A 12,067-nucleotide genomic window follows, 5' to 3' on the forward strand; every position below is an offset into this window, starting at 1 on the left:
TCACCACCCCTTTCTCCTTCCGACCGGCCCCCTGCCCGAGGCCATCCCTCACCGGGTACGGGGCGGGCCGTGCTCCCCACCCGTACCACCGCGGGTCTGCACAGCCGTGGGCCCTGCACGACCGGAAAGCAGCACAACCATGAACGACATCAGGGGCTGCGGGCTCCAGGCCGACGCCCTCGGCACGTTCGGCACCGTGGTCATGGCCCTCGCCGGCCCCGCCGGCTGCTGAGGACGAGTCCGATGGCGCGCGACCGCTTCGCCCCCGACTTCGACCCGGACTGCGGCGACGAGTCCCTCACCTCGGCCCGTCAGGACATCGTCGTCGGCCGCTGGCAGGCCTTGCGGGACCTGCTCCGGGCCACCGGCCCGGACCGGCCGGCCCGGGGGCACCGGGTCCGGCTGCTGGCGCGGGCCTGCGCGGGCAACTCGACGGCCGAGTCCTGGCTGGCCGCCGAGCCGCACGACGCCGACGCGCTGGTGCTGCGGGCGGCGACCGAGACGGCCCGTGCGTTCACCCGGGCCGTCTCGGCGGGCCGGGGCGTCCCGATCGACCGGGCCAGGATCGACGCCGCCGTGCTGGCCTGCCTGGCGGCCGCCGACGCCCACCCGCGGGACCCGACCCCATGGGTCTCCCTGATCTCGGTGGCCCGGCTGTATCCGACCGGGGTGCGCCGGCAGGAACTCGCCCGCTGGTGGGACGAGTTGCACCGGCGCGACCCCTACAACGTGGAGGGCCACCTCCAGGTGCTCCACTACTACTCCGCGCGCTGGCACGGCACGCACGGCCTGATGTACGACTTCGCCCGCGACGCGGCCGGGGTCGCGCCGCCCGGCTGTCCGCTGCCCGTCCTGGTGCAGTACGCCCGCGTCGAGGAGTTCCGGTACACCCTGGACACGGCGCAGGGACAGCAGAACGCGATCGCACTGAGCCGGCACTGGAAGCACGACGGCGCGGTCAGCGACGTACGGCACACCTGGGAGCGCTGGATCGCCCAGCGCGAGGCTGGGCCCGTCGCCCCGGGCGAGCTGCGCGACCTCAACCACCTGACCCACGCGGCCTGCCAGGCGGGCGTCACGGACATCGCCGCGGACCTGCTGCGGCTGCAGGGCCGCCGGGCGACCCGCACCCCGTGGGCGTACACCGGCGACGCCGAGAAGCAGATCCTCAAGTGGCGGGCGGACCTGAACGTACGGGGTACATCGCTGAGCAGGAACTCTCCCGAGACTGGCTGACACCGTTTCACGGGCTCGTTCGCAAGCATGCGGCTGAAGCGATGGAACCGTGGCCTGATGCCCTTCGCCGACCTGGCCAGATGCAGCACCGGCCGCCGGGGCCTCACCTGTCGGACGAGTCAGATCGTCGCGATGTCGATCACGAAGCGGTAGCGGACGTCGCTGGAGAGGACCCGCTCGTACGCCTCGTTGATCTGGTCCGCGCGGATCACCTCGATCTCGGCGCCGAAACCGTGCTCGGCGCAGAAGTCCAGCATCTCCTGGGTCTCCGCGATTCCGCCGATCATGGAACCGGCGAGGGTCTTGCGGCCGGCGATCAACGAGAAGAGGTTCAGGGCGATCGGCTCCTCGGGGGCGCCGACGTTCACCAGCGCGCCGTCCCGCTTCAGCAGCGACAGGAACGCGCCGAAGTCGAGCGGGGCCGAGACCGTGGAGAGGATCAGGTCGAAGGAGCCCTGCAGCTCCTTGAAGGTCTGCTCGTCGCTGGTCGCGTAGTAGTGATCGGCGCCCAGCTTCAGGCCGTCGTCCTTCTTGCGCAGGGACTGCGAGAGGACCGTGACCTCGGCACCGAGCGCGTGGGCGATCTTGACGCCCATGTGACCGAGGCCGCCCATGCCGAGGATCGCGACCTTCTTGCCGGGGCCGGCGTTCCAGTGCTTCAGCGGGGAGTAGGTGGTGATGCCGGCGCACAGCAGCGGTGCGGCCACGTCCAGCGAAAGGGCGTCGGGGATACGGACGACGAAGTTCTCGTCGACGACGACCTTCTGCGAGTAGCCGCCGTAGGTGAGCTCGCCGTCCTTGCCGATGGCGTTGTACGTGAAGACGTTGCCGCCGGTGCAGTACTGCTCCTCGCCGGCCTTGCAGCTCTCGCACTCCCGGCAGGAGTCGACCAGGCAGCCGACGCCCACCCGGTCGCCGACCTGGTATTTCGTGACGCCCGCGCCGACCTGGGAGACGATGCCCGCGATCTCGTGACCCGGGACCATCGGGAAGGTCGCCTCGCCCCAGCCCTCCCGCGCCTGGTGGATGTCGGAGTGGCAGATACCGGCGAACTTGATGTCGATCAGCACATCGAACTCACCGACCTCGCGGCGCTCGATGGTGGTGCGCTCCAGCGGAGCCTTCGCGGCGGGGACGGCGTAAGCGGCAACAGTGGTCATACCGAGGATCTCCTAGCAGTCGTCACGCGCCCGGCTGCCTTCTGACCGGGCATGTCGTCGAGCATGCCGGGCCGCTCGGACTTCACCCAGACCACGCTTCTGCATACGTCCGCTGTGCCTACCACTGGCGAGGTCAGGATGGCGGGCTTACGACAGTGAATACTTGAGGCATGGACGAACAGCCCCATCCCGTACCCGAGCCCGCGGGGGCGCTGGACCGGCGTGCCGAGCTCAGCGAGTTCCTGCGCACCCGGCGCGCCCGGCTGAAGCCGGAGGACGTGGGGCTGCCGGACTTCGGCCGGCACCGGCGGGTACCCGGGCTGCGCCGCGAGGAGCTGGCACAGCTGGCGGGCGTCTCGGTGGCGTACTACACGCGCCTGGAGCAGGGCAACGGGCAGAACGTGTCGGCGGAGGTGCTCGACGCCATCGCACGGGCACTCAGGCTGACGGACGCCGAGCATGCGCACCTCACCCACCTCGCGAAGCCGAAGCAGCACAAGAAGAAGCCGGCGGCGCGGTCGCAGCACGTGCGGGGGTCGCTGCGGCAGCTGCTGGACACGATGGACTCGGTGCCGGCGTACATCGGGGGCCGCTACTCGGACATCCTCGCCTGGAACCGGATGGCCGCGGCCGTCTTCGGCGACTGGGGGGAGCTGGTGCCGCAGGAGCGGAACTGGGCCCGGCTGGTGTTCCTGAATCCCGCCTACCGCGAGCTGTTCGTGGCGTGGGAGGAGAAGGCGTCCGACGTCGTCGCCCTGCTGCGCATGCAGGCGGGCTACTATCCGGACGATCCGCGGCTGTCCGCCCTGGTCGGCGAGCTCTCCGTCAAGAGTGCGGAGTTCAGGCGGCTGTGGGCCATGCACGACGTCAAGGAGAAGAGCCACGATGTCAAGCACCTGCACCACCCGCTGGTCGGCGACCTGCTGCTGAACTACGAGTCGTTCCCCGTGACCGACGGCAGCCATCAGTGCCTGAGCATCTACCACGCGGAACCCGGCTCGCCCACGGCGGAAGCGTTGCGGCTGCTGGCCAGCTGGGGCGCGGACGCCACTCGGACGGGGCAGTCGGCGACGTCGTCCTGAGCCGCGCCCGACAGTTCGTACGCCGCTCGTGCTGGTCGCCGCGGGACTGACCGCCGGCGAGATCGCCGACCGCCTGTTCGTGGGAGAGACGACCGTCAGGACCCACCTCGGCCGAGTCCTGGCCAGACTCGGTCTGCGCGACCGTGTGCACGCGGTGATCTTCGCCTACGAGAGCGGGCTCGCACGGGCCGGGACTGACGGGGGCCGGGCACCGGGGCGCCGTGCCCGCGGTGCCCGGCTCAGGCCTCGGGCTGCTCGGCGGGGGCGAGGCCGGTCGTCCACTTCTCCTCGATGCGGCCCGCCTTCCAGATCAGCAGGGCGATCGCCCAGGTGGCGAAGAAGAGGCCGACGATGACGAAGCCGACGGTGTTCAGGTCGAGGCCGGAGATCCAGTCCCAGAAGAAGCCGTGCAGGTCCATCTTGTCGGCGAGCAGGCCGAGGAGTTCCACGGTGCCGATGATCAGGGCGACGGCCACGGACAGGCCGGTGATGGTGAGGTTGTAGTAGACCTTGCGGACCGGCTTGGAGAACGCCCACTCGTAGGCGAAGTTCATGAACGAGCCGTCGATGGTGTCGAGCAGCGACATCCCGGCCGCGAAGAGCACGGGCAGGGTGAGGATGGCGTACCAGGGCAGCCCCGACGCGGCGCCGGAGCCGGCCAGGACCAGCAGGGCGATCTCGGTGGCGGTGTCGAAGCCGAGCCCGAACAGCAGGCCGAGCGGGTACATCTGCCAGGGCTTGCGGATGGCGCCGGTGACCCGGCCGAGGAAGCGGTTCATGAAGCCGCGGTTGTTGAGCTGGGTCTCCAGCGCGGCCTCGTCGTAGACGCCGGAGCGCATCTGCCGGAAGACCTTCCAGATGCCGGCCAGGATGACCAGGTTGATGCCGGCGATGAGGAACAGGAAGGTGCCGGAGACCGTGGTACCGATCAGGCCGGTGACCTCGTGGAGGTGCGAGCCGTCGTCCTCGACCGGGCCGACCAGGGCCTTCAGGCCGAACGAGAGCAGCAGGGAGAGGCCGAAGACGATGCTGGAGTGGCCGAGGGAGAACCAGAAGCCGACCGACAGGGGCCGCTGCCCCTCGCCCATCAGTTTGCGGGTGGTGTTGTCGATGGCCGCGATGTGGTCGGCGTCGAAGGCATGCCGCATGCCCAGCGTGTAAGCGGTCACGCCGATGCCTATGCCGAAGGACTCGGTGCCCACGCTGAAGTGCCGCGGGGCGATGATCCCGACCAGGGTGCCCCAGCCGATGACGTGCAGGGCGAGCACGAAACCGGCCATGCCGCCGACCCTGGTCCACTCCTGGCGGGTCATGGAACCCCGGACACGGCGCCAGGCCGAGCGCTTGGTCTCGGCCTGGGCGGGGAGGGACGGAGCGGAACCAGGGGCGGCCGTCATCGGGAGGTGACATCCTTCGGTCGAGCGATGGGCAGCTGCCATCGGCAGCCTGGTGCCATCCTCCCGCACTTGCACATCATTCGCAGCAACGGCCGCGACAGGCCTTCACCAAGAGAACGCCATGAAAAGGTAAAGTCCGGTCGTCGGTCAGGCCGACAGCAGTCCGCTGCCCAGCCAGTCCCTTGCGTCGCGCACGCCGGGCAGCGCGAAGAAGTAGCCGCCGCCGGTCGGGGAGATGTAGTCGACGAGCGGCTCGTCGATGAGCCGGGTCTGGGTGGCCTCGAACTGGCGCTTGACGTCCTGGTTGTAGCAGCAGAAGACGAGGCCCATGTCGAGGTTGCCGACGTTGTCGATCCCCCGGTCGTAGTTGTAGCCGCGGCGCAGGATGCGGGTGCCGTCCGTGTCGGCGGTGCGCGGGTTGGCCAGCCGGATGTGGGCGTCCAGCGGGATGGCGTTGCCCTTCGGGTCCTTGGCGTAGTTCGGGATGTCGGTCTCCTTGGCGCCGTCCAGCGGGGCGCCGGTGTCCTTGCGGCGGCCGAACATCAGCTCCTGCTCGCTGAGCGAGACGCGGTCCCAGAACTCCACGAGCATCCGGATGATCCGTATGACCTGGTAGCTGCCGCCCGTGGCCCAGGCCGGCTCGCCCTGGCCCGCGCCCACCCAGATCAGCCGGTCGGTCTCCCGGGCGGAGGTGACGTCCGGGTTGGCGATGCCGTCCTTGAAGCCGAGCAGGTTGCGCTGGGCGCCGGTCGGCCGGGGGGCGTTCTGGAAGCCGTCGATCCGCCACCTGATCTGCATGCCGCCGCGGGTGTGCCGGGCGATGTCCCGCAGGGCGTGCAGCACGGTGTCCGTGCTGTTGGCGCAGATCTGCAGCGAGAGGTCGCCGTGGCACTCGGCGGGCTTGAGGTTGTCGTTGGGGAAGGTCCGCATCGGCGTCAGCCGGGCCGGCTTCGCCTTCGCCAGGCCGTACCGGTCGTCGAACAGGGAGGCGCCGACGCCGACGGTGACGGTCAGCGCGTCGGAGGGGACCTCGGGGCCGAGGATGCCGTTGTCGGCGGGCGGCGCGCCGACGCCGAGGTCGTCGGGGGTGCCGCCGGAGGCGAGGAAGCGGGCCCGTGCGGTGATCGTCTTCAGCAGGTCGGCGAGCTCCTGCCGGCTGTCGGCGATGACGTCGAGGGAGACGAAGGTGGCGGCGGCCGGGGCCGGGGTGAGGATGCCGGCCTGGTGGGCGCCGTGGAAGGGGACCTTGGCGGTGCTGCTCGGCCCGGCGGCCTCGGCCTCGGCGGTGCCCCCGGCCTGGCTCAGCGCGAAGCCGCCGCCGGCCAGCACCGCGCCCGCGGCCCCGGCGCCCAGCGCGGTCCGCACGAAGGAACGGCGGCCCGTGCCCATCGGGCAGGACGGGGTGTCGGCAGCGGACATCGGAGGGTTCCCTTCGTCGTACGGGTGCGGGTGCTCTGCGCGGTTCATCAGGCGGACTTCCGGATCTCCAGGAGGTCCGGCACCGGGGCGAGGTCCTCGAGGAGCTGCCCGGTGGCCCCGGCGATCCGCTCCCGGGTGCCGGTGTCGAGCTGCTCGACCGGGGTCCAGCTCGCGCCCTGGTGCGCGGCGTCCAGGAGCTTCTGCAGACGGGCGATGTCCGCGTCGACGAACGACAGCAGCTTCGGCGCCCGGGTGGTCAGCAGTGGCTGCAGGACGGTGAGCAGCTCGCGGGTGCCCGCGAGGTTGGCGTTCGCGGTGGCGAGGTTGGTGCCGCTGCCCTCGTCGGTGTCGGCGGTCAGCTCGAACTGCAGGGTGTTCTCCAGGATCTCGTGGGCGCGCAGCGGCAGGTCGCCCGGGTCGAAGTCCTGGGTGGGGAACGCCTGCTGGAGCCCGGCGGCCGCGTCCGCGAGCGCCTGCGCCGGAGCCCTCAGCTGCTCGGCGGACTGACCGTGCCACAGCCCGTACTCGATCCGGTGGAACCCGGCGAAGTCCTGGTCGGCGACCCCGCCGGCGAGGCCGTCGGCACGGCCGTTGATCTTCTTGTCGAAGTCCTCGAAGGTCCCGTACGCGGCGCCGAGGGAGGAGTAGGTGAGGTGGGCGGTCAGCCAGTCGGCGCGGGCCTGGTCGAGATGGCCGCCCGCGATGTCGGCGTCGAGCGTGCGGGTCTGGGTGACGAGGGTGGCCAGGCCCTGTTCGACGTACTCCTTGTAGGCCTTCAGGGGTGCCGCGAGGTCGTTCTCGGAGACCGGGACGACCGCCTGGGCACGGCTTCCGCCGCCGCTGACGGTGACCGACGCGGAGGTGACGGCCTTGCCGCCGGAGGGGACGCAGCGCCAGGCGTAGGTGCCGCCGGCCACGGTGGCGACCAGGTCGCGGGTGGTGCCGGGGGCGAGGCCCTCGATCTCGCCGTAGACCGCGTTGGTGGCCGGGTCGATCAGGTACACCTCGGAGGTCTTGCCGCCGGTGTTCCGCATCCGGAACGTCTGCCGGCCCGGCTTCGGCGCGGTGAAGCCCTTGCCGCACTCGGTCTCGGAGACGGCGACGGTCTGCCCGCCGCTCGGCTTGGGCCGGGCGAAGGCGACGACGAGCCCGGCGACGACCACGGGGACGGCGACCACGGCGACGGGGGCCACCCAGGCGGGGCGCCGTCCGCGCCCGCCTGCGATCCCCGGCCGACCGGCCCCGGGCTCCGACTGCGCCGGCCCCTCGGACTTCCCGGCCGCGCGCACCTCCGCGCCGGACCGCGGTTCGTCCCCGACGGCTCCGCGCCCCGGCTCGGCCGCCCCGTCGGCTTCGTGCCCCGGCTCGGCCCCGTCCGCTGCCAGGCCGGCCTGCGGGGTCGGCCTGTCGGTCGCGGGCACCGGGGGTTCGGTGGGGTGTCGGGGTGCGGGCGCGTCGGTGACCGGCCCCGGCTCGCGCTTCCCGGCGGCCGGTCGCGGGGCGGCGGCGCGCACTCCGCGTACGAACAGGGTCATCACCACGGCGAGGTAGCCGGCGTACCCGATCACCTGGAGCCAGGTCATCGCCGGGGTGATGTTGAGGACACCCTGGAGGAGGGTGCCGTACCAGGAGCCCGCGTCGATGTGGGCGCCGAGGTCGAAGGCGTACGCCCCGTCGCCCGGAAGGACACCGCCCTCCTGGAGGTCGCGCAGTCCGTAGCCGAGGACGCCGGCGGCGATCACGATCAGGACCGCGCCGGTACGGGTGAAGAACTTCGTGAGGTTGATCTTCAGCACACGGCGGTACAGGCCCCAGCAGAGCCCCGCCGCGAGGACCAGCCCGATCCCGGCGCCGGTCAGGGGACCCGCCGACTCGCCGGCCGCGCGGGCGGTGGTCCACAGGAAGAGCGCGGTCTCCAGGCCCTCACGGCCGACCGCGAGGAACGAGGTGAGGATCAGCACGCCCGAGCCCATGGCCAGAGCGCCGGTGACCTTCTCCTTGATCTCGCCGGCCAGGCCGCGGGCCGAGCGGCGCATCCAGAAGACCATAGCGGTGACGAAGGCGACCGCGATCACGCTGAGCGTGCCGCCGAAGGCCTCCTGGGCGGTCTCCGAGAGCGACGCGGCGGTGAAGGTGAGGACCGCCCCGAAACTCATCGCGAGCGCGATCGCGGCCAGGACACCCGTCCACACCTGGGCCAGCCGATTCTGCGCCCCGGCCCGCACCAGCGTGGCGACGAGGATCGAGACGATCAGCCCGGCTTCGAGGCCCTCCCGCAGCCCGATCAGGAAACTAGGAAACGCGTCGTCCCACATCCGCCCCAGCCCTCCCCGGCAGGCCCGTCCCCGCCCTTTGGCTCGAACTTAGTGAAGGCATGCCTTACTCCGCCGACCATGATGACTACACCCATGTAGTCAGCTGGTCATGAGCGGGTAATGGTGCGGTAAAAGCCGCTACCGGAGCCGGACACGCCGACCCGGCGGCACAGGCCGGACGACAGTCGTCTACATTCGGGTAGACCGTCTACATCGCCGTAGTCATCGCACCGGGAGGCCGTCGTCGGCGTCATGGACCGCAAGAGGACCGCGGAGTTCGCGGGAAGCGTCGCGTTCGGGGCGTGGGCGGCGTTCGTCGTGCTGGCCCTGGTGGTGACCGGCCGGCACGGCGCCCCGCTCGCCCCGGACCGCGCGCTGCTGACCTGGTCCCTCGGGCACCGTCCGGCGGTGGCGGTGGCCGTGGCCCGGGGGATCACCACGACCGGCACCGGAATCGTGCCGTACGCCCTGGTCCTGGCGGCCGGCCTGGCCGTGGGCCGCACCCGGCGGCAGCGGCTGGTCGCCGCGCTGCTCGGCGCCGGCTGCCTGGCCCTCGGCCAGACCGCCCGCCGCGTCGTGATGGAGCTGGTCACCCGGCCCCGGCCGCCGCGAGCCGACTGGCAGGCGTCGGCCTCCGGCTGGTCGTTCCCCTCCGGCCACACCACCACAGCCGCACTCGCCGCCGGACTGGTGATCCTCGCGATCGGAACGCGGGCCCCGCGCGGCCGAGCCGCGTGGTGCACGGCCGTCGCCTGCTGGGGGCTCGCCGTGGGCGCCACCCGGGTCTTCCTCGGTGTGCACTGGTGCACCGACGTGATCGGCGGCTGGCTGTTCGCGGCCGGGTGGCTCGGGCTCTGCGTGTGCGTGGCGGCCCGATGGCTGCCGGACGCGGGGACGCGGGACGGCGCCCCGGAGAGACCGGTGGCCGCGCCCTGAGCCCCGCCCGGTCACAGCACCCGGCGCCGGATCAGCACCCCGAGCACCAGCAGGCCCGGCAGCAGCGGCAGCCAGACGGTGAGCAGGCGGTAGCCGAGCACGGCGGAGGCGGCAGCGGACGCCGGGGTTCCGGAAGCGGTGAGGGCGAACGCGAGGGCCGCGTCCAGCGAGCCGAGGCCGCCCGGCGTGGGCAGCAGCGCGGCGGCGCCGCTCGCGGCGAGGTAGAGCAGCGCCACCCGAGCCGGGGAGAGCGCCAGCTCGACCGCCTGGGTCACCGCGAAGAGCACCAGCGCGTGCAGTCCGGCGAAGGCCAGCGAGCCGCCCCACAGCGCGGCCGCGCGGCCCGGACGGGCGTGCAGCGCCCGGACGTCGGCCGCCACGGCGGCCACCGCGCCCCGGCAGCGGGGCCACACCCGGACCCGGAGCAGCACGCCGGCCAGGACGGCCGTGCCGAGACCGGCCAGGAGCGCGGCCGCGGACACGTGCGGGATGCGCAGCAGCCCCGGGCAGGCGGGGGCGAGCACCGCGATGAGGACCAGCCGGACCACGGCACCGGCGACCGCCTTGACCGCGAGGGCCGACGCGCCGCGGCCCGCCGGCAGGCCGCAGCGCATGAGGAACCGCAGGTTGACCGCGCCCGCCCCGAGCCCGGCGGGCAGCACGTGGCCCGCGGCCGAGGCGGCGAACTGCGCGGCGACCAGCCGCCCGCCGGGCAGCCGGCGGGTGACCGCGCCCTGCTGGGCGAGCGCCGAGCAGACCCAGGTGCCGACCACGGCCGTCGCCGCCACCAGCAGCCAGCCCTGGTCGGCCGCGGCGAGCCGGAGCGCCCCGTGCGCCACGGTCGGCCAGCGCCGCCGGGCCAGCCAGGCCGCGCCGAGCAGCAGCGCGAGGCAGGCACCGCTCTGCCAGCAGCGTCCCCGACGGCCCCGCACGGGCGTGGTGTTCACGTTCGGGACCATCGAGGCACCCACCCCGTCTCCCCTGCGGCGTGCAGGACCCTCCACGGACTTAGGGGACAAACACTGACAAAATAACCGGACTTATCGGCGGAGGCAGCGCGGGGACGGCCATACGAACGGCGGCACTACGCGCTGTAAGGTTGCCCCATGGCTGGCACAGGGTCCCGCGGCAGGACGGAGCGGCGCAGCGCCGGAGAGCTGGAGAGCGAGGTCCTGGCAGCCTTGTGGGCGACCGACCGCCCGTTGACCCCGGCCGAGATCCAGACCGGGATCGGCGGCGGACTGGCCTACAACACGGTGCACACGATCCTGAAGCGGCTGTACGACAAGGGCCTGGTCCTCCGGGACGCGGACGGGCGGCGGGGCGCGTACCGGCCGGCGAAGAACGCGGCCGAGCTGACCGCCGAGGCCATGCACGAGGCCCTGGACCGGGGCCCGGATCCGATCGCCGCGCTCCAGCAGTTCGTGTCCGGGCTGAGCCCGGAGGAGGAGCGGGCGCTGCGGAACCTGTTCGCCGGGGGCGGCGCATGAGGTTCGACGTGTACACCCCGCTGCTGGTCTCCCTGCTGCTGCCCCTGGTCAGCCCCGTGATCGGCCGCCGGGTGGCGCCCGCGGCGGCGGCGCGCGTGCTGGCGTCGGCGGCCGTGCTGACCGCCGCCGCGGGCGCCTGGTCGCTGGTCCTGCTGGCGACGGCCCTGCTGGGTGACGCACCGCCGGTGGTCCGGGAGGCCCACGAGGACGGCCGTGCGCTGGCCGACCCGGTGCCCGAGGTGATCGGCGTCGCCGCGTGCGTCGCGCTGGCCCTGGTGGTCCGGCGGGTGCAGCGGGCGGTGCGGACCGAGCGGCGCACCCGGCGGGCGCTGCGACGGCTGTGCGAGGGGCATCCGCGGGACACGGAGCTGGTGGTGGCCGCCTCGCCGGTGCCGCGGGCGTTCGCGATACCGGGGAGGCCGGGCCGGATCCTGGTCACCTCGGCGATGCTGGGCGCGCTGACACCGGCGGAGCGGCGGGTGCTGCTCGCGCACGAACGCGCGCACCTGAGACACCGGCACGGTGGCCTGGTGACGGCGGTGACGCTCGCCGCGGCCGCGAACCCGCTGCTCGGCCCGGTCCGTTCGGCCGTGACCTTCCTGGTGGAACGGTGGGCGGACGAACAGGCGGCGACCGAGGTCGGAGACCGCGGCACCACCGCGCGGGCGCTGGCCCGCGCGGCGCTCAGCGCGGGGTCGGGCTGCGCCCTGAACTTCGCCGACCGCGCGGTGACCCGCCGGATCGCGGCGCTGCAGACGACTCCACCGCCCTCCCTGTGGCCGGCCGCCGCAGCCGTCCTCGCGCTCGGCGTCGGCGCCGCCCTCTTCGCCGCCGACGCGACGAGCGACCTCCTGACCCTGCTCTCCGACGCGCTGCCCTGAAGCGCCCCTCCAGGGGCACCGGGACCTGCACGATCGGCCACGACGACGGCGTGGGCGCGAAGAACGATCCCCGGGCCTGCTGCCCGGAGCGCTGACCTGAGGCGCCCCGAAAGGGGCGCGGGGAACTGCGCGGTCGGCCACGCGCGACGGG

10 protein-coding genes and 1 pseudogene are annotated in these 12,067 nt (G+C 72.9%); 6 read left to right on the forward strand and 5 right to left on the reverse strand.

Annotated features, from left to right (window positions below; all coding sequences use genetic code 11):
* Positions 1-243: 243 nt before the first annotated feature.
* Positions 244-1,236, forward strand: a complete 993-nt coding sequence (locus AB0M11_RS25995) for a hypothetical protein (RefSeq protein WP_365709439.1) — start codon at positions 244-246, stop codon at positions 1,234-1,236.
* Positions 1,237-1,355: 119 nt separating this feature from the next.
* On the opposite strand, the gene AB0M11_RS26000 is transcribed toward AB0M11_RS25995, so the two are convergent.
* Positions 1,356-2,396 (reverse strand): NAD(P)-dependent alcohol dehydrogenase, encoded by a 1,041-nt coding sequence (locus AB0M11_RS26000; protein WP_365709442.1) that lies wholly within the window; start codon positions 2,394-2,396, stop codon positions 1,356-1,358.
* Between the two features lie 170 nt (positions 2,397-2,566).
* Between AB0M11_RS26000 and AB0M11_RS26005 the strand changes: the two genes are divergently transcribed.
* A complete protein-coding gene (locus AB0M11_RS26005; protein ID WP_365709444.1) occupies positions 2,567-3,478 on the forward strand; it encodes a helix-turn-helix transcriptional regulator in 912 nt (303 codons plus the stop codon).
* Positions 3,479-3,503: 25 nt separating this feature from the next.
* A pseudogene (locus AB0M11_RS26010) lies at positions 3,504-3,833 on the forward strand (helix-turn-helix transcriptional regulator); the annotation flags it as partial.
* On the opposite strand, the gene AB0M11_RS26015 reads toward AB0M11_RS26010, so the two are convergent.
* From AB0M11_RS26015 to efeU, 3 genes are all read right to left on the reverse strand, one after another.
* On the reverse strand, positions 3,718-4,875 hold the full coding sequence (locus AB0M11_RS26015; protein WP_365709446.1) for a HoxN/HupN/NixA family nickel/cobalt transporter: 1,158 nt from the start codon (positions 4,873-4,875) through the stop codon (positions 3,718-3,720). The pseudogene AB0M11_RS26010 and the gene AB0M11_RS26015 sit on opposite strands and share 116 nt — an antisense overlap.
* Positions 4,876-5,022: 147 nt before the next feature.
* The gene (gene efeB, locus AB0M11_RS26020) at positions 5,023-6,294 is read right to left on the reverse strand and encodes an iron uptake transporter deferrochelatase/peroxidase subunit (protein ID WP_365709448.1); all 1,272 of its coding nucleotides are present in this window, start codon (positions 6,292-6,294) and stop codon (positions 5,023-5,025) included.
* A 47-nt stretch (positions 6,295-6,341) separates the two neighbouring features.
* Complete coding sequence (gene efeU, locus AB0M11_RS26025) at positions 6,342-8,609, reverse strand: iron uptake transporter permease EfeU (RefSeq protein ID WP_365709450.1); 2,268 nt, start codon at positions 8,607-8,609, stop codon at positions 6,342-6,344.
* Positions 8,610-8,861: 252 nt separating this feature from the next.
* Here efeU and AB0M11_RS26030 point away from each other — a divergent pair, with 252 nt between their 5' ends.
* Positions 8,862-9,545: a phosphatase PAP2 family protein gene (locus AB0M11_RS26030; RefSeq protein WP_365709452.1), complete on the forward strand. Its 684-nt coding sequence runs from the start codon at positions 8,862-8,864 to the stop codon at positions 9,543-9,545.
* An 11-nt stretch (positions 9,546-9,556) separates the two neighbouring features.
* On the opposite strand, the gene AB0M11_RS26035 is transcribed toward AB0M11_RS26030, so the two are convergent.
* Positions 9,557-10,492, reverse strand: coding sequence for a lysylphosphatidylglycerol synthase domain-containing protein (locus AB0M11_RS26035; protein ID WP_365709454.1), 936 nt, complete (start codon positions 10,490-10,492; stop codon positions 9,557-9,559).
* Between the two features lie 159 nt (positions 10,493-10,651).
* Between AB0M11_RS26035 and AB0M11_RS26040 the strand changes: the two genes are divergently transcribed.
* Both AB0M11_RS26040 and AB0M11_RS26045 read left to right on the forward strand, forming a co-directional pair.
* Complete coding sequence (locus tag AB0M11_RS26040; protein ID WP_365709456.1) at positions 10,652-11,035, forward strand: BlaI/MecI/CopY family transcriptional regulator; 384 nt, start codon at positions 10,652-10,654, stop codon at positions 11,033-11,035.
* On the forward strand, positions 11,032-11,916 hold the full coding sequence (locus AB0M11_RS26045; protein WP_365709458.1) for a M56 family metallopeptidase: 885 nt from the start codon (positions 11,032-11,034) through the stop codon (positions 11,914-11,916). The genes AB0M11_RS26040 and AB0M11_RS26045 overlap by 4 nt, the downstream gene beginning before the upstream one ends.
* Positions 11,917-12,067 lie beyond the last annotated feature (151 nt).

The sequence above is a fragment of the Streptomyces sp. NPDC051987 genome, assembly GCF_040680735.1.
Taxonomy (GTDB): Bacteria; Actinomycetota; Actinomycetes; order Streptomycetales; family Streptomycetaceae; genus Streptomyces.

Bases quoted from the DNA above. Each gene is read 5' to 3' on its own strand.
- AB0M11_RS25995 (WP_365709439.1), top strand. From the start codon at position 244: ATGGCGCGCGACCGCTTCGCCCCCGACTTCGACCCGGACTGCGGCGAC.
- AB0M11_RS26000 (WP_365709442.1), bottom strand. From the start codon at position 2,396: ATGACCACTGTTGCCGCTTACGCCGTCCCCGCCGCGAAGGCTCCGCTG.
- AB0M11_RS26005 (WP_365709444.1), top strand. From the start codon at position 2,567: ATGGACGAACAGCCCCATCCCGTACCCGAGCCCGCGGGGGCGCTGGAC.
- AB0M11_RS26015 (WP_365709446.1), bottom strand. From the start codon at position 4,875: ATGACGGCCGCCCCTGGTTCCGCTCCGTCCCTCCCCGCCCAGGCCGAG.
- efeB (WP_365709448.1), bottom strand. From the start codon at position 6,294: ATGTCCGCTGCCGACACCCCGTCCTGCCCGATGGGCACGGGCCGCCGT.
- efeU (WP_365709450.1), bottom strand. From the start codon at position 8,609: ATGTGGGACGACGCGTTTCCTAGTTTCCTGATCGGGCTGCGGGAGGGC.
- AB0M11_RS26030 (WP_365709452.1), top strand. From the start codon at position 8,862: ATGGACCGCAAGAGGACCGCGGAGTTCGCGGGAAGCGTCGCGTTCGGG.
- AB0M11_RS26040 (WP_365709456.1), top strand. From the start codon at position 10,652: ATGGCTGGCACAGGGTCCCGCGGCAGGACGGAGCGGCGCAGCGCCGGA.
- AB0M11_RS26045 (WP_365709458.1), top strand. From the start codon at position 11,032: ATGAGGTTCGACGTGTACACCCCGCTGCTGGTCTCCCTGCTGCTGCCC.